Genomic DNA, 15,885 nt, shown 5'->3' on the forward strand with positions numbered 1-15,885 from the left:
ACGTTGCCAGGCACAAGAAAAGGACAATCCGAAAGGATTGTCCTTTTTGACATTTAATGGAGTTTGGACTGTAAAGTTTCAAAAGTAAAAAAACGTCAAAACCATAAATCAATGTCTATTGATAATATTTGAGGTAACTAGTAGATAACAACATGAAATTGACGAGTTTCTTTTAAATGTCATTGCTTAAACTCCGCATTAAAAGAATTTTCTCCGGAGTGAACAGATAAAAGGGTATCTGCATATCCGACAAGACGGTTCACAATCTCGTCTGAAATCGCATAAACAAGTTGGTGTAATTCCCTTTTGTGTAAATTGGGATCATCAAAAATGATAGTGGTGTTAATAAAGATATGTTTCGTATCATAAAGGTTGTAGTGAATAATTGTTTTTCCAGCAGCTCCGCCAGTTACAGGATCCATAAAACTTGGCAAAAAAATGTACCATTCTTCTGCAGTTGGTGAGCGGAAGTTTTTTGTAAAGGTCATGCCTTTTATTTCTTCTTCAACTTTACCTTTAATATTTTCGTTTAACATATCAATAATATTATCTTCCACGAAAAATCCTTCTTCCTTATTATTCGCGTAAACTTTTATTCTTTAAGCAAGTACCCATTTTGTAATATAGTATTCCTAATTTTTTCCTGGGAAAGTTCATTCTCATTGTACTCTATTTTTACTTCTCCATCTTCAGTGTCTACTAATGCCCTTTCAATGCCATCCATTCCGAATAGAATCGTTTCCAGCGTCTGAATTGACTGATCTTTACCTGCTACATTTAAATTAACAGTCATGTCTGCCAATGGGGATCATCCTTCCAAATATTCTACGTATTAACTAGATTTATTGCTTTTTTTCATTTACAGCCTTGTTTAGTAATCGGTTATTTTCTAATCCATTTTCGCTAAAAGCGTTGTCATTATCTAAGCTATTGGTTATACTTGCTTGATCTAAATTAGTATCTTTGTTAGCTGATTGAGTATTTGTGGTTTTCGCCATCTGTCTTCATCCTTCCTATCTTATAATTTTGCACCTTTTAATTTTGCCTTTTTTGCAGATAAAAATGTAACAAGTTTTAAAAATTGACTAACTTCATAAAAGGATTTGGAGTTTTACACCCATGCTATCTTATTGATAGCTTTTTTATTTTTATGACAGTAGAAACGGACAAGTTTCGACTTGGACGTTGTTTTATAATGGTTATTGATGCCAGGAAGGAAAATGAAAAGCCCAAAAGGCATAAAAGGAGGTTGCAAAAATGACTGTACTGATTGAGAGAAATGGGAAGGTCTGCACAATTACCATTCATCGGCCTGAGGTTAAAAACGCGGTTGACCGAAGGACTGCTAAAGAGCTTGCAGAAGCTTTTCGTGAGTTTGAAAAGGATGAAACTTTACGGGTTGCCGTCTTGCATGGATCAGGCGGGACTTTTTGTGCTGGGGCAGATTTGAAAGCCCTTTCTGTTGGAAATGGGAATGAAATGAATCTGAACATGTCAAAGGATGGTCCGATGGGTCCCAGCCGAATGCACTTATCAAAACCAGTTATTGCGGCAGTTTCAGGTTACGCTGTTGCCGGAGGATTGGAACTAGCCATCTGGTGTGACCTCCGTGTGATGGAACGGGATGCGGTATTTGGTGTTTTTTGCCGCCGCTTCGGTGTTCCGCTTGTGGATGGTGGGACTCAGAGGCTGCCCCGGCTGATTGGAATGAGTCGTGCGTTGGATCTGATTTTAACTGGCCGTCCCGTCAAAGCGGAAGAGGCATTGATAATTGGTCTGGCAAACCGCATTGTTGAACCAGGTACTGCCAAAGAAGAAGCAGAAAAACTAGCTGCAGAAATCTCCGAGTTTCCTCAGGCTTGCATGCTAAGTGACCGACAGGCCGTTTATCGTGGATTTGATCAGGACTTTGATAAAGCGATGCAGTTGGAATTTCTTTTAGGACTGAATGTCATCAACAGCGGAGAAACCCATGAAGGAGCGACACGTTTTTCAAACGGACAAGGAAAGCATGGCAGATTTTAATTTTGAACACATTTGGAGGGAGAAATGAAAAATGAATGCTGTGGAATTAATAAAAAGAGGTGCCAGATTTTATCCAAATCATACAAGCGTTATTTTTCAAGGAGAAAAATTAACCTTCAACCAGGTATTTAAAAATAGTAATCGTTTGGCAAATTCCTTGTTAAACCTTGGACTGAAAAAGGGAGATCGAGTGGCTTTTTTATTGGCCAACTCCTTGCAAAGCGTTGAAATTGATTTTGCCCTTTTACTAACTGGGATTATTAAGGTTCCGTTAAATACGAGGCTTTCAGAGAAAGAACATATTCATATGATTAAGGAAACTGAAGCAAAGGCTCTATTATATACAGAAGAGTTCAGCGCACGGGCAGAGCAAATCAAACTACACTGTGACAATCTCCACTTTTATTGCCAAATGAATGGAACCACAAAGGAACCGTGGATGCTTAATATGAATGAATTTATTCAAGGGGTTTCTGATGATGAACCAGCCGTAAAAGTTCTCGAGTCGGATCTGGCCAACATTCAATATACTTCCGGAACGACGGGAACCCTCAAAGCAGCCGTCCATACACAGGAAATCTGGGCCGCCATTTGCAATAACATTTTAACCTCAATAGAAATTCAAGAAGGGGATACGATGCTTCACGCAGCTCCTTTAACTCATGCATCAGGAGCCTTAGTGCTTCCACATTGGATTTCCGGAGCAGCCAATTTCATCCTGCCAAGCTTCGATCCCGAACAATACCTCCAAACCATTCACAATGAAAAACCAACAACCTTAAATCTAGTCCCTACCATGATTGTGATGCTTTTACACCACCCAAATGTAGAACAGTATTCCTTTGAATCTATCAGGAATATTATTTACGGAGCTTCACCAATGCCACGTGAGGCTTTGAAACGAGGACTTGCTTTATGGGGTCCAAAATTCCTCCAATACTATGGCCAAACAGAAGCACCTCTATTTCTTTCGATTTTAAATAAAAAAGAACATACCGGTGAGGGAGAAGAAGCTGAAAATCGATTGTTATCATGCGGCCGTCCCGTACCAACAGCTTCTATTAAAATAGTAGATCAAACTGGTGAAGAAGTACCAGTAGGAGTAATCGGTGAAATCCTTGTGAAATCGAATCAAGGGATGACAGGTTACTGGAAATCTACTGAATTAACCCAAGAAACAATTATAGACGGGTGGATTTACACACGGGACATGGGATACTTCGATGAAAAAGGATACCTGTTCCTTGTGGACCGCAAATCCGATATGATCATTTCCGGTGGATTTAACGTTTATCCGCGTGAAGTGGAAGAAGTGCTCTATCAACACCCAGCTTTAATGGAAGCTGCTGTGGTTGGAGTCCCGGATGAAAAGTGGGGAGAAGCTATTAAAGCCTATGTTGTTCTAAAACCTGAACAAACGGCTTCTGAAGAGGAATTGATACAATTTTGCAAAGAAAAGCTGGCTTCGTATAAAAAGCCTTTTTCAGTAGAGTTTCTTGATGCATTGCCTAAAAGCCCAGTTGGAAAAGTTGTACGTCGTCTGTTAAGAGAACCGCATTGGGCAGGGAAAGGCCGGAAAATTTAAAATCGAAGGGGTGATAAAATGGCAGGGTAAAACCTGCCTTCAGTTTGTCATAATTTTTTTCTTTCTCTTTACCAATCTATGTATTCTGAAAAAACATCCCTATAGGAAATTTATGGTATAATTAAAGAAAAATAGAAGGGCGGGGTAATATGGTTTTCAAAAGGACCTCCAGCCGAAATGTTTTGCCGATCTTACTTTTGTTAGTTTTGAGTGCAAATTATAGTCTGTACCATACAACATTGGGAGTTCAATTGCTGCCTGATCGACCTAATTTAGTCGTTGTCGCATCCATGATTGATTTAGCGTTGATTTCTCCGATTTTATTTCTGGCCTGGAAACGTAAATTAAACTGGAAAAACCTGATTTTTGGGATTGCCGGCGGCCTAATATTTGTGAGTTTCTTTATTCCAAAGGAGTATTTAACACCCTTTAAATCTGTAACATGGCTGGGTTTCGCTGTTGAAGGCAGTCTTTTCTTGTTGGAGATTTTGGTGCTTTTTTCATTGTTTAAATTTTTGCCCTCCATTGTTCGTTCTGTGAAGAGCAGTCCTCTGCCAGTTCTTTATTCATTTTCAAACGCAGTAGAAAATCAAGTTAAATCCTATCCCATTATTCGAATCATTTGTTCAGAAATGCTTATGTTCTTCTATGCATTTGCAGCCTGGAAAAAGAAACCCCAACAAGACAAAAACATGTTTACATTGCATCAAAAATCAAGCTGGACGGCCATTCGAGTTATGTTGATTCATGCGACGGTCATTGAAATGGCTGGCCTACATTGGTTATTTCATGAAAAGTCTATGATCTTGTCGATTGCTATACTCGTAATCAACATTTATACCGTTTTTTTCTTTATAGGTGATATTCAAGCCTTAAGCCTTAATCCTTTGGTAGTTACGGAGGAGAAGATGTACATTTCATTAGGCCTGTTAAAGCGAATGGAAATAAAGTGGTCCGAGGTTGAAGAAATCAACGATGAACCACAACATATAATACAAAAGCGATCAAAAGATACAATCGATTTCATTGCCCGCGATTTTGAAGAAGTCCATCCCGATGTCATTTTAAAATTAAAGAAGCCTGTCGAAGCTACTTTAATCATGGGGATGAAAAAAGAATTTTCGCAAGTAGCGATAAAAGTAGATGATCCGAATCAATTTAAAGAGGTTCTAAGGAAAAAATACGAATTAAATTGAGGGTCTGATAAATGTCATTCTTTATTAGTTTTGTTATAGGTTTGAACATGATTGTCGGTGTTTTATTGGGTATGTCCGGAATTTCCGGATTTCTCCTTCCATTAATTTATGTAGGATTTTTTAAAATTCCTGTTCACGATTCCCTTGCATTAAGCTTCTTATCTTTTGCTGTCTCTGGCATCATCGGAACTATTTCCTATTGGAAATCTAAAAATATGAATTTTAAACTGGCACTATATTTGAGTATTGGCAGTCTGCCAGGGTCATTTTTGGGAGTCCAAATAAATGTATTAATTTCTGACTATTTGTCAAAACTCCTTCTCTATATATTTGTGTTATTAGCCGGATTATCCATCTTGCTAAAGAGAACTAAAGATCCAGTAATGGAAAAAAGTCAATCAAAAATGTTAGATCATTCTTTACTAGTCATTCTACTAGGGTTTATTACAGCGGCCATTTGTGCCTTAACTGGAGCAGGAGGCCCTATCTTACTAGTACCGGTATTGGCTGGCCTTGGGCTTAATATAAGGACAGCAGTGGGAGTCAGCCTCTTGAACTCCATCGTTATTGCTATTCCTTCTATATTAGGTTATTTTTCCCATTCAAATATGGGAAATAGCCCTATATTAATTATTGGTAGTTTACTAGGGACAATTGTTGGGATTATTATGGGGGTCCGTCTTGCCAATAAGGTGCCTATACCTCAATTGAAGATGATGATCGCCATTATTACGATCCTTTCTTCGTTATATATGCTCGTAATGCTAAATATTAGGGCTTAGCCCTTGGATTATGGAGGTATGGATGAGTAAATTTTCTGTTAATCTTTCAACCATTTTTACGGAGGACCCTTTTTCGAATCGGTTTAATAAAGCCCAAAATCATGGATTTTCTTATGTTGAATGCCAATTTCCTTTTGTACATTCAATTGAGGAAATCCAGAAGAAGCTTCACCAACATCAATTATCGATGGTGCTCTTCAATTTGCCGCCTGGGAATTGGGAAAAGGGAGATCGGGGCTTGGCAACCGATGCTAGCAGAATCCAGGAATTTAGGTTTTCAGTAAATGAGGGAATAAAGTATGCAGCTGCATTGGATGTTCCTAGGATCCACTGCATGGCTGGCATCGTTGCTGAAAGTGATAAAGATACAGCAAGGGACGTGTATACCCATAACCTCTATTATGCTGGTAAGGAAATGGCCAAGCATGGTTTGACGGTCTTGATTGAACCCATTAATCCATATGATATGCCTGGCTATTTTTTAAATGATATCTATCAGGCAGCTGAGATTCTAGAAGCAGTAGCTTTGCCAAATATAAAGCTTCAATTTGATTTTTACCATATACAAAGAATTCATGGAAACACTCTATCAATCTATCAACAATTTGCTGATATAATTGACCATATACAGATAGCTGATGTTCCAGGGCGGCACCAGCCTGGCGCAGGGGAAATGGACTATCAAGAGATTTTGCAATTTTTAGATCATTCATATGACGGTTACATCGGCCTGGAATATACCCCAAGTGGAAAAAGTGATGAAAGCTTCGAATGGAAATCGTTGATTGGAATAGGAGGATAATAAAATGAAGATTGGATTTGTTGGAACTGGCGTGATGGGTTCACGGATGGTGAAACAGCTTCTAGACCATGGTTACCAAGTAGCCGTATATAACCGTACCAAGGAAAAGGTAAAGGGACTGGAGGAATATGGGGCATTCATAGCAGAATCGATTTCCTCGCTTGCAATTTCTAGTGATATCCTTTGTACTTGTTTATCGATGCCTGAGGATGTAGGAGAAGTTTATCTAGGAACTTCCGGTCTCCTCGAAAATGCTCAACCTGGTACCATTTGTATCGATTTTACTTCAGTTGGGGCAGAAACTAGCAACACAATCTTTGGTCACGCAAATGAAAAAGGAATTGCTTATCTCGATTCACCTGTAAGCGGAGGACCTGAAGGGGTGGAAAATGGAACCTTAACCATTATGGTTGGAGGAGAAAAGCAGGCATTTGAAAAAATTAATCCTATCCTGAGCGTTCTGGGAGAAACGGTAGAGTATCTAGGTCCGTCCGGGTCTGGGAGCATTGCTAAGCTACTCAATCAATATCTTGTTGCTGTCCATTCGCTCGCGGCCTCGGAAGCAATGGTAACAGGATCTGCATTTGGCCTTGATTCGGAACAGCTGTTTAAAATACTAAAGGTCAGCTATGGGGACAGCCGGATTTTACGGAGGCATATGGAACAATATGTGTTCGACCGTCAATTTCAACCTGGCGGGGCCGTGAAATATGTACATAAAGATGTCCGTTTGGCAAACCAGTTATTACAAAAGGCAGGAATGGACCAATTCACTGGTCAACTGGCAGAGCAGGCATTTGGCAGAGCAATCGAGGAAGGTCTTCAGGAATTAGATATGTCGGTCGTGATTCAGCCGATAGAAGAAAAATGCGGGGTAATCGTAAAGAAAACACGTTAACTATAGAATGGAATGATTGAATTTTTAAAACAAATAGTAAGTTCAGAAAATTAATTGAATTTTCACTTTTGAAGTGCTTTAATATAGGTAGTGGTTTTACTTATCAGATATGTGATATCTGAAAGCAAGGGGGAGGAGATCTGTGCAAATTAAAAAAATCCCGGTTCTGAAGGTTTCTGATTCCATTGCCGAACAAATTGAGGAAATGATCCATTCTGGAACGTTTCTGGCTGGTGATAAGCTTCCTTCGGTCAGGGAACTTTGCGAGTTATTTGGTGTCGGCCGATCCGCGGTCCGTGATGCCATTACCAAATTAAAAGGCAAAGGGATTGTCGATGTAAAGCGGGGAGAAGGTACCTTTATTCTTGAATTTGATTCAACCAGGCTGTTTAACAGTCATTTGCTGCTGACCAGTCATAAAGATATTAGTGAGCTTTTTCAAGTTCGGAAAATCCTGGAACCTGGAATTGCAGAGATGGCAGCCGTCCATCGTTCTGAGGCAGATTTAAATGTAATGGAAGAGATTTTTTCCAATCAATCTATTAAAGGGTGGGAATCGGATTATCTTTTACATAAGGCAATTGCAGATGCGGCAGGCAATGAAATTATTAAACAGCTTCTGCACTTTATCTCTGCAACGATGAAGAATGCCATGATTGATTTTCACCACTACATTGAGGAAAATCCAGCTACTGCCAAGATGATAGAAAAACAGCATCTAGATATCTATGAATCAATTAAGCAAGGGGAACCTCAGCTAGCGAAACAAAATATGATGGAGCACTTGGATTTTGTTGAAAAAGAGCTTTTAAACAGTCATGTTATCCAGCAAACATTTGGCCGATAAATGAATATAGTATTTTTTTGCTTAAAATCCGGAACGCTGTTGCGTATTACGAAACAATGGAGGTGTTGGTATTGATTACTGCAGAACTTTTTGCAGAGTTAAACGTTATTTTACCATCTGATCGAATTATCGAAGAGAAGAATAATCATCCGCTTGGCAATAGCGGCCTGGTTAAGGTCCTTCCTCAAACAGAGGAAGAAATCGCTGCTATTCTTCAGTTCGCCAATGAACATGGTAAAAAGGTATTTGTAGAAGGGAGCGGAACCAAAAGAGGGTTCGGCGGCTTGATCGAATCTGCCGATATTTTACTTTCTCTGTCGAACTATACAGGCATTGTGGAGCACGTAGTGGGCGACATGACGTTAACCGTAAAGGCAGGAACCAAATTTAAAGAATTACAGGAGTATTTGGCGCAATACAATCAAAAAATTTCACTTGACCCCTACTGCCCGACATCTGCAACAATGGGAGGCATTGTCGCAGCCAATGACAGCGGTCCCAAACGGCTGGGGTATGGCTCTTCAAGAGACGTTGTCATTGGATTAAGAATCGTATACCCAGATGGTAAAGTGATTCGATCCGGCGGAAGGGTCGTAAAAAACGTAGCAGGTTATGACATGAACAAAGTATTTATCGGCTCAATGGGTACGTTAGGCGTCATATCTGAAGTAACAGTAAAACTGCGTCCGCTTCCTAAGTATGAGAGCTTGATTTTACTATCATTCCCAGAAGGAAAGATGGATGAAATCAGGAGGTTTGCTACAAAGCTCCTTGATTCGACGATGGAGCCAGTAACACTTGAACTGCTTAGTCCAACTTTGTCAGAAAAATTGGTAGGACGAAGCTGTAACACGATAGCTATTGGACTCGAGGATGTCGAAACATCTGTTCGGTATCAAGAAAAATTTATCCAAAGCCTTCAGCTAGCCCATACAGAATCGAAAGTTCTTACAGCTCAGAATGCACAAGCTTTTTGGAACCAATTTTATTCCTTTACTCCAATTTCCCCTACAGATAGCAGCACTTCAACTCAGACTTCATTGAAAATTGGTGTCATCAACATGGACGTTACCACCGTCATAAAAGAAAGTCATCTCCTTAGTGATACTCACAATTTGAAGGTCGAAGCCCATGGAGGATTAGGCCACGGTTTATGCCAGGTAAACTTAATAGGTGCAAAGGAGGATATCGTTTCCGCTATTCAGCAAACAAGGGAGTCCGTTACAAAACTGGGCGGTTATACCGTTGTGAAGCATCTGCCTTTTGCATTAAGACAAGAAATTGACACTTGGGGTCAAAAGCCATCGCATTTCTTCCTATTAGACGGGATCAAATCCAAGGTTGACCCGAATAGAGTTCTTAATCCTAAGCGTTTTGTGGGAGGGATTTAATGATGAGTATAAAGGAAGCCGATTTAAGGAAAGATCCGGCTTGCTACGCCGGTTTAAGTAATTATCTTATGAAGGATCATCCAGATGAAAGCAAATGGGCCGATTGTGTTCATTGCGGGATGTGTTTAGAATCGTGCCCAACGTATGAGATTACCGGAATGGAGCAGCATTCCCCCCGCGGACGCGTTCATTTGATTAAATCGGTGGCGGAAGGAAAACTCACTGTTAATGAACAGTTCATGGATCCTGTTTTCGCTTGTCTTGACTGCCGTGCTTGTACCACGGCCTGTCCGGCGGATGTGGAAGTCGGCGGACTGATTGAGGAAGCACGGGGACAAATTCGCCAGGCCATGCCGTTAACAGGTCTGAAAGGTGCTGTAAGCAAGGTGTTTCTGCAAGGATTGTTCCCGCATCATAAACGTTTAAATGGACTTGGGAGCCTGCTAAAATTTTATCAAAAAAGCGGCATTCAAAAGGTAGTCCGAAAGACAAAGCTGATCAATATCATGCCGCAGCACCTGGTCGATATGGAAGCGATCATGCCGGAAGTGAAAGAACCAGTCCGGAAAAAATACAAAGATGTTAATGTCATTAAGGCGAAGGGAGGAACCAAGCGAGAGGTATCCTTCTTAACCGGCTGTGTAATGGATGTCATGTTCAGTGATATTAATGAAGCAACGATTAATGTCTTAACCCGAAACGGAAATGATGTGACCATTCCGAAGAACCAAACCTGCTGCGGGGCGCTGCATGTCCATGCAGGTGACCGTGAAACCGGAAGAAAGCTGGCCAAACAAAATATTGAGGCGTTCAAGGATTCGGATAAGATTATTGTTAACGCAGCCGGCTGTGGATGTGCCCTCAAGGAATATCCGGAATTATTCCGTGAAGACCCTGAGTGGCATGGAAAAGCAGAAGAGTTCGCGGCCAAGATAGAAGACATTTCAAAACATCTTTATGATACAGGATATGACATTCCAAAAGCGGAATTAAACACTCGGATTACGTATCATGATGCCTGCCATCTGGCGCATGGACAGGGAATCCGACAAGAGCCGCGCGAATTATTGATCAATATTCCTGGCGTAGAAATGGTCCATATGCCAAATTCGGATCGCTGCTGCGGCAGTGCAGGAATTTACAATATTACGAATCCGGAAATGGCTTCTGCTGTGCTTGATAGCAAAATGCAAAATGTTCCTGAAGATGTCGAAATGATATCGATGGGCAACCCTGGATGTATGCTCCAGATGGCAATAGGCGTACAAAAGAACGGCAGAAATCAAAAAATCGTGCACACCGTTCAGCTGCTCGATTGGGCTTATCAAAAAGAAGACGGACAGGGGGAGCTGTAATGGCGGTAAAGGGAATCAAATCAAAAGATCGGCATATTTTGAATCTTGCAAACATCGTCGGCGATGCCGGTTCGATCATTTACCATAAGGAAGATCTTATCGCCTATGATTGTGATGGGTTTACCTTACACAAGCACTTGCCTAAGGCGGTTGTTTTTCCGAAAAACACCGAGGTAGTAGCAGCTCTTGTTAAATATTGCGCCGAAAATCAACTCCCATTTCTCGCCCGGGGAGCAGGAACAGGGCTAAGCGGCGGAGCCATCCCTTTAAATGGTGAAGTGATCATTAGTCTGGTGCGTATGAAAAAGCTTCTTAGTGTCGACTTTGAGAATCGTCGTGCTGTCGTCCAGCCGGGCTTCGTCAATTTGAAGCTGACGAATTCCATTTCCGATAAAGGCTATTATTATGCTCCCGATCCTTCGAGTCAGTATTGCTGTACAATTGGAGGAAACGTCGCGGAAAATGCCGGCGGTGCTCACTGTCTTAAATACGGAGTGACCACTAACCATATCCTTGGGCTTGAGGTGGTTTTGCCAAATGGCGAAATTGTTGAAATTGGAGCAAACGGCATCCCGGATGAACCGGGCTATGATTTGCTAGGTCTGCTGACTGGTTCTGAGGGGACCTTGGGGATTGTAACGAAAATAACAGTCCGCATTCTGAAAAACCCGGAAGCAAAGAAAACGGTGCTGGCCTATTTTGATACAGTTGAGGACGGCAGTCAGGCAGTTTCGGATATTATTTCGGCCGGGATTGTTCCTGCTGCACTGGAAATGATGGACAAAACGGCGATTGAAGGGGTAGAAGCGGCCGCATTCCCAGTGGGACACCCAAAGGATATTGAGGCTGTGCTCCTAATTGAAGTAGACGGGATTGCAGCGGGATTGGATGAGCAAATCAATCAAATTCTGGACGTTTGCAAAAAAAGAAACGTCCGTGAGGTCAGAGCGGCAAAGGATGAGGAGGAACGCAGCAGATGGTGGGCGAACCGGAAAACTGGATTCGGTGCCATGGGTGCGATTTCTCCAGATTACCTAGTACAGGACGGCGTCATTCCTCGGAGCAGACTGCCTGAAGTTTTAAGCCGTATTAATAAAATTAGCGAAGAATCCTGTCTCCGCATCGCGAATATTTTCCATGCAGGGGACGGGAACCTTCACCCGTTAGTTCTTTTCGATGCCAGGATTCCTGGTCAAAGTGAAAAGGCTTTAGAAGCTGGCAGCGCCTGCCTTCAAGTTTGTGCGGATGTAGGTGGCACCATCACCGGTGAGCATGGGGTCGGTATCGAGAAAAGAGAGGAAATGCGCTTCGTCTTTACGGATGAGGAAATTATCGCACAAACCGATATTCGCGGGGTTTTCAATCCTGATAATCTATTAAATGCAGGAAAACTATTCCCGATGCCGGGGCGATGTGTGGAAATCAAAAAGGAAATGAAAGAAAGAAGTTCATGAGGACAGATGTGTCGTGGAACCAGTCAGCATGAAGGGCTATTGAGGACAAATCCTAATTACCGTAGGGTCCGCTTTTTTCTGCTGATGGTAATTAGGAGCTCCTCCTAATTACCTTGAGCCGCCTTTTTACTTACTGACGGGTATTAGGAGCTCTTTCTAATAACCGTAGACCGCGATTTTTTCTGCACACGGGCATTAGGAGCTCCTCCTAATTACCTCGAGCCGCTTTTTTACTTGCGGATGGGTATTAGGAGGGCTCATTATCGATCATAATCCCCAATCAAAAAAATAATATCTATATTTTCTAAAAATTATTGAAATAAAATGGATAATCATGCTATTATTTTTTTAACGAATAATGAAACAGCGTTTCGTAATAACAAACAAGACCGAAGTCCAATCATATTTTTTTACGAGATTACTGTTTTTAAAGAAATCAAAGGAGGAACGTATGATGACAAACTATGTTAACAAAGGAAAACTTCAGGTAGCTCAGGAACTCTATGAATTTATCAATTCGGAAGCCCTTCCGGGAACTGGTGTGAATGCTGAGCAATTTTGGTCCGGTTTTGAAGCGTTGATCAGCGAATTAACTCCGAAAAACAAGGAGCTGCTCGCTACTCGTGATGAAATTCAAAACAAGCTGAATACATGGCACCGCGAAAATAAGGGTAATTTTGATTTTGAAGCCTATCAATCCTTTTTAACGGAAATTGGTTACCTTGAACCGGGAGTAGAAGATTTCGAGATTGGAACTACAAATGTGGATGACGAAATCACCGTTCAAGCTGGCCCGCAGCTGGTTGTACCAGTCAATAATGCCCGCTATGCCATCAATGCAGCCAACGCCCGCTGGGGAAGCCTGTATGATGCCCTGTACGGAACAGATGCCATCAGTGAAGAGGACGGCGCCACACGCGCAGGCGGCTACAATCCTGTCCGCGGTGCAAAAGTAATTGAGTTTGCCAGAAATTTTCTTGATCAATCAGCTTCATTAAAAGATGCGTCTCATAGGGATGCTGTATCCTACACAGTAGCAAATGGCGCTCTAAATGTGACCCTAAGTAATGGTGCTACAACGGGCCTATTAGACGAAGCAAAGTTTCTTGGGTTTCAAGGGACTCCGGATGACCCATCCGCGATCTTGTTAAAAAATAACGGACTTCATTTTGAAATTCAAATCGACCGGAACCATCCAATTGGAAAAAACGATGAGGCGGGTGTAAAGGATGTGTTCGTTGAATCCGCGATTACGACCATCATGGACTGCGAAGATTCTGTAGCTGCAGTAGATGCGGAAGACAAAGTGCTGGTTTATCGAAACTGGTTAGGCCTTATGAACGGAACCCTCTCCGCTACATTTGAAAAGGGCAATAAAACGATGACGCGCACGCTCAATCCGGACCGCCGCTACCAATCTCCTGATGGCGGAGAGATTACATTAAAGGGCCGATCTTTGTTATTTGTCCGAAATGTAGGGCATTTGATGACCAATAGCGCGATTCTTGATCAAAACGGTGAGGAAATCCAAGAAGGAATTTTGGATGCTGTGCTTACAAGCCTTATCGCTAAACATACTCTTTTAGGGAATGGTCCATTCCAAAACACGGAGAAGGGTTCAGTCTATATCGTAAAACCTAAAATGCATGGTTCAGAAGAGGTCGCCTTTGCGAATCAACTATTTGACCGCGTGGAAGATCTGCTTGGTCTCGAACGTAATACCCTTAAAATCGGGGTAATGGATGAAGAACGCAGAACAAGTCTGAACTTAAAGGCTTGCATTAAGCAAGTAAAAGAACGGATTGTCTTTATTAATACCGGATTCCTTGACAGAACAGGCGATGAAATTCACTCTTCGATGGAAGCGGGTCCGATGATTCGCAAAAATGATATGAAATCATCCCAATGGCTCCAGAGCTATGAACAATCCAATGTCAATGCTGGGCTTTCCACTGGTTTTAAAGGTGTGGCGCAAATCGGCAAAGGAATGTGGGCAATGCCTGATTTAATGGCGGAAATGCTGAAGCAAAAAATTGGTCACGTAAAAACAGGAGCCAATACAGCTTGGGTGCCATCGCCAACGGCTGCGACCCTGCACGCGTTGCATTACCATCAAGTCGATGTCAGAGAAGTACAAAACCAAATGCTTAATCAGACTACTGACTTCCGTGAAGATATCCTGCAATTCCCAGTTCAGAAAAACCCTTCTTGGACACCTGAGGATATTCAATCAGAACTCAACAACAACTGCCAAACACTTTTAGGCTATGTGGTCCGCTGGGTTGACCAAGGGGTTGGCTGCTCGAAGGTATTAGATATCAATGACGTGGGATTAATGGAAGACCGCGCAACCTTAAGGATTTCCAGCCAGCATTTGGCAAACTGGCTTCATCACGGCATTTGTTCAAAAGAGCAGATTCTTGAAACATTAAAGCGCATGGCCAAAGTGGTAGATGAGCAGAATGCCGGAGATTCCTTGTATCGAAATATGGCTCCGAACTATGAGGATTCCGTTGCGTTCCAAGCTGCCTGCGATTTGATTTTTGAAGGCTATGACCAGCCAAATGGCTACACCGAGCCAATTCTTCACCGCAGACGGATTGAAGCGAAGGCAAAGTTCGCGGTCAAACAATAATAAGAAACCCAAGGCATTCTAAACACTAGAATGCCTTGGGATGTTCACTAAGAGTTACATAAAAAACGTTACTTAAGAGGGGAGTATGACAATGAAATTTACTAGATTTACCCAAGGTTCAACCGTGTATTCCGGAGTGTTGACAGAAAACACGATCCAGGAAATTAAAGGAGATATTTTTGGAGATTGGGAGTATACAGGAAACATATTTTCATTGGCTGATGTGAATCTTCTAGCACCTCTACAGCCTAACCAAATCATTGGAATTGGCGCAAACTATGTATCAAAACGGGAGGACCTGCCCGCGGAACTTCCGGAAATTCCTGTTTTCTTCTTTAAACCAACCTCATCTGTTATTGGACCTGAGGAAGAAATCGTCATTCCAATAGGAATCGAACAAGTAAAGTTCGAATCCGAGTTGGCGATCGTGATTGGCAAAGAAGCGAAAAATGTTCCTGAATCCGAAGTGCTGGACTATGTATTCGGATACACCATTGGGAACGATGTAACTGCGCCACAATTTTTCCATCAAGATGGTCATTGGACAATTGGAAAATCGTTTGATACCTTCACGCCGCTGGGGCCAGTGATTGAAACAGAATTGGATCCATTTGCGGTGAAGGTCGAGGCAAAATTGAATGGTGTGGAGAAGCAAAATAGTGCAAATGAGTTAATGATTATTCCAATCCGAAGAATGGTATCATATTTGACAAAAGTGATGACACTTAAGCCGGGAGATGTCATCCTGACGGGAAGTCCTGTTGGTGCTGAGTTTGTCGGTGCCGGGGATATTATCGAATGTGAGATTAAAGAAATCGGTACATTACGCAATAGCTTTGTATTGGCAAAGGAGCACGCTAAATCTTAATCCTGCCAGCCAATGACCGGTAAAAAATTTATGCTATAATGTATGCT

Annotated in this window: 15 protein-coding genes; 12 read left to right on the plus strand and 3 right to left on the minus strand. The window is 41.8% G+C overall.

Going from position 1 to position 15,885, the window contains the following annotated elements; translation table 11 throughout:
- Window positions 1-179: 179 nt before the first annotated feature.
- The 3 genes from V7161_RS04335 to V7161_RS04345 are packed head-to-tail and all read right to left on the minus strand — an operon-like array spanning window position 180 to window position 998.
- The gene (locus tag V7161_RS04335) at window positions 180-536 is read right to left on the minus strand and encodes a hypothetical protein (RefSeq protein ID WP_335442742.1); all 357 of its coding nucleotides are present in this window, start codon (window positions 534-536) and stop codon (window positions 180-182) included.
- 56 nt (window positions 537-592) lie between these two features.
- A complete protein-coding gene (locus tag V7161_RS04340; protein WP_335442743.1) occupies window positions 593-793 on the minus strand; it encodes a heavy-metal-associated domain-containing protein in 201 nt (66 codons plus the stop codon).
- 49 nt (window positions 794-842) lie between these two features.
- Entirely contained in the window at window positions 843-998 is a 156-nt protein-coding gene (locus V7161_RS04345; protein ID WP_335442555.1) for a hypothetical protein, read from the minus strand.
- Between the two features lie 259 nt (window positions 999-1,257).
- On the opposite strand from V7161_RS04345, the gene V7161_RS04350 reads away from it, so the two are divergent.
- The 12 genes from V7161_RS04350 (at window position 1,258) to V7161_RS04405 (ending at window position 15,838) form a co-directional block, all read left to right on the plus strand.
- Window positions 1,258-2,025 carry a crotonase/enoyl-CoA hydratase family protein gene (locus V7161_RS04350; protein ID WP_335442556.1) on the plus strand — a complete coding sequence of 256 codons (768 nt, stop codon included), beginning with the start codon at window positions 1,258-1,260 and terminating at the stop codon, window positions 2,023-2,025.
- A 31-nt stretch (window positions 2,026-2,056) separates the two neighbouring features.
- Entirely contained in the window at window positions 2,057-3,610 is a 1,554-nt protein-coding gene (locus V7161_RS04355) for a class I adenylate-forming enzyme family protein (protein WP_335442558.1), read from the plus strand.
- A gap of 149 nt (window positions 3,611-3,759) precedes the next feature.
- The gene (locus tag V7161_RS04360; protein WP_335442560.1) at window positions 3,760-4,806 is read left to right on the plus strand and encodes a beta-carotene 15,15'-monooxygenase; all 1,047 of its coding nucleotides are present in this window, start codon (window positions 3,760-3,762) and stop codon (window positions 4,804-4,806) included.
- A gap of 11 nt (window positions 4,807-4,817) precedes the next feature.
- A complete protein-coding gene (locus V7161_RS04365) occupies window positions 4,818-5,588 on the plus strand; it encodes a sulfite exporter TauE/SafE family protein (protein WP_335442562.1) in 771 nt (256 codons plus the stop codon).
- A gap of 22 nt (window positions 5,589-5,610) precedes the next feature.
- Complete coding sequence (locus V7161_RS04370) at window positions 5,611-6,390, plus strand: hydroxypyruvate isomerase family protein (RefSeq protein ID WP_335442564.1); 780 nt, start codon at window positions 5,611-5,613, stop codon at window positions 6,388-6,390.
- Window positions 6,391-6,394: 4 nt separating this feature from the next.
- Window positions 6,395-7,288: an NAD(P)-dependent oxidoreductase gene (locus V7161_RS04375; protein WP_335442566.1), complete on the plus strand. Its 894-nt coding sequence runs from the start codon at window positions 6,395-6,397 to the stop codon at window positions 7,286-7,288.
- 142 nt (window positions 7,289-7,430) lie between these two features.
- The gene (locus V7161_RS04380) at window positions 7,431-8,135 is read left to right on the plus strand and encodes a FadR/GntR family transcriptional regulator (protein ID WP_335442568.1); all 705 of its coding nucleotides are present in this window, start codon (window positions 7,431-7,433) and stop codon (window positions 8,133-8,135) included.
- A 71-nt stretch (window positions 8,136-8,206) separates the two neighbouring features.
- Window positions 8,207-9,526 (plus strand): FAD-binding oxidoreductase, encoded by a 1,320-nt coding sequence (locus V7161_RS04385; protein WP_335442570.1) that lies wholly within the window; start codon window positions 8,207-8,209, stop codon window positions 9,524-9,526.
- A 2-nt stretch (window positions 9,527-9,528) separates the two neighbouring features.
- Window positions 9,529-10,881 (plus strand): (Fe-S)-binding protein, encoded by a 1,353-nt coding sequence (locus V7161_RS04390; RefSeq protein ID WP_335442744.1) that lies wholly within the window; start codon window positions 9,529-9,531, stop codon window positions 10,879-10,881.
- Window positions 10,881-12,335: an FAD-linked oxidase C-terminal domain-containing protein gene (locus V7161_RS04395; protein ID WP_335442572.1), complete on the plus strand. Its 1,455-nt coding sequence runs from the start codon at window positions 10,881-10,883 to the stop codon at window positions 12,333-12,335. The genes V7161_RS04390 and V7161_RS04395 overlap by 1 nt, the downstream gene beginning before the upstream one ends.
- A 454-nt stretch (window positions 12,336-12,789) precedes the next feature.
- Window positions 12,790-14,970, plus strand: coding sequence for a malate synthase G (locus V7161_RS04400; protein ID WP_335442746.1), 2,181 nt, complete (start codon window positions 12,790-12,792; stop codon window positions 14,968-14,970).
- Window positions 14,971-15,061: 91 nt separating this feature from the next.
- On the plus strand, window positions 15,062-15,838 hold the full coding sequence (locus V7161_RS04405; protein ID WP_335442574.1) for a fumarylacetoacetate hydrolase family protein: 777 nt from the start codon (window positions 15,062-15,064) through the stop codon (window positions 15,836-15,838).
- Window positions 15,839-15,885 lie beyond the last annotated feature (47 nt).

The organism is Neobacillus drentensis (genome assembly GCF_036965425.1).
In the GTDB taxonomy this organism is placed as follows: domain Bacteria; phylum Bacillota; class Bacilli; order Bacillales; family Cytobacillaceae; genus Neobacillus; species Neobacillus drentensis_F.

Bases quoted from the DNA above. Each gene is read 5' to 3' on its own strand.
- V7161_RS04335 (WP_335442742.1), bottom strand. From the start codon at position 536: ATGTTAAACGAAAATATTAAAGGTAAAGTTGAAGAAGAAATAAAAGGC.
- V7161_RS04340 (WP_335442743.1), bottom strand. From the start codon at position 793: ATGACTGTTAATTTAAATGTAGCAGGTAAAGATCAGTCAATTCAGACG.
- V7161_RS04345 (WP_335442555.1), bottom strand. From the start codon at position 998: ATGGCGAAAACCACAAATACTCAATCAGCTAACAAAGATACTAATTTA.
- V7161_RS04350 (WP_335442556.1), top strand. From the start codon at position 1,258: ATGACTGTACTGATTGAGAGAAATGGGAAGGTCTGCACAATTACCATT.
- V7161_RS04355 (WP_335442558.1), top strand. From the start codon at position 2,057: ATGAATGCTGTGGAATTAATAAAAAGAGGTGCCAGATTTTATCCAAAT.
- V7161_RS04360 (WP_335442560.1), top strand. From the start codon at position 3,760: ATGGTTTTCAAAAGGACCTCCAGCCGAAATGTTTTGCCGATCTTACTT.
- V7161_RS04365 (WP_335442562.1), top strand. From the start codon at position 4,818: ATGTCATTCTTTATTAGTTTTGTTATAGGTTTGAACATGATTGTCGGT.
- V7161_RS04370 (WP_335442564.1), top strand. From the start codon at position 5,611: ATGAGTAAATTTTCTGTTAATCTTTCAACCATTTTTACGGAGGACCCT.
- V7161_RS04375 (WP_335442566.1), top strand. From the start codon at position 6,395: ATGAAGATTGGATTTGTTGGAACTGGCGTGATGGGTTCACGGATGGTG.
- V7161_RS04390 (WP_335442744.1), top strand. From the start codon at position 9,529: ATGAGTATAAAGGAAGCCGATTTAAGGAAAGATCCGGCTTGCTACGCC.
- V7161_RS04395 (WP_335442572.1), top strand. From the start codon at position 10,881: ATGGCGGTAAAGGGAATCAAATCAAAAGATCGGCATATTTTGAATCTT.
- V7161_RS04400 (WP_335442746.1), top strand. From the start codon at position 12,790: ATGACAAACTATGTTAACAAAGGAAAACTTCAGGTAGCTCAGGAACTC.
- V7161_RS04405 (WP_335442574.1), top strand. From the start codon at position 15,062: ATGAAATTTACTAGATTTACCCAAGGTTCAACCGTGTATTCCGGAGTG.